At 48.2% G+C, this 504-nt stretch carries 1 protein-coding gene and 1 pseudogene; both read left to right on the top strand.

Translation table 11 applies throughout. The annotated features are described in order from the left end of the window. Positions 1-252, top strand: a 252-nt coding sequence (locus A3750_RS06245; RefSeq protein WP_156498450.1) for a LysE/ArgO family amino acid transporter, incomplete at its 5' end; no start/stop codon positions are given. Between the two features lie 6 nt (positions 253-258). Further along, positions 259-504, top strand: a pseudogene (locus A3750_RS06240) (hypothetical protein); the annotation flags it as partial.

Raw genomic sequence — 504 nt, 5'->3', positions numbered from 1 at the left:
GCGTTTACCTGGCTAAACCCACACGTTTATCTGGATACTGTTTTTCTCCTTGGCGCGATTTCTGTTCAATATGGAGAGCAGCAACATCTTTTTGGTATCGGCGCGGTGTGTGCATCCTTCGCATTTTTCTTTTCACTCGGCTACGGTGCCCGCATACTGCGTCCTATATTTGAAAAACCAAGTGCATGGCGCATGCTCGACTTCATTATCGGTATCGTCATGATCGCGTTGGCCGTCAACTTACTGCTTTAGGTGCTTATGAAGTTATCGTCTTTGCGAACCAGTGAGAAATCTGCGGCCTTCCACTACAGCCACCCGACTCACCTCGAAACCCTAGTAAAGTTTGCAGCACTGTTTGGTATCGTCGTCGCCTACTTTGGATTTATGGCCTACAAATATGATGCGGCAACCGGGTTTGGCTTGGCCGTTCTATCTTGGAGCTTTTTCGTTTTATGTACACCCATCGCGGATGGCGGTTTTCTTCTGGCATTTCCTGTGCGTTTG

It is taken from the genome of Oleiphilus sp. HI0079, from assembly GCF_001635105.1.
This window is presented reverse-complemented; position numbering and strand designations above follow the sequence as displayed.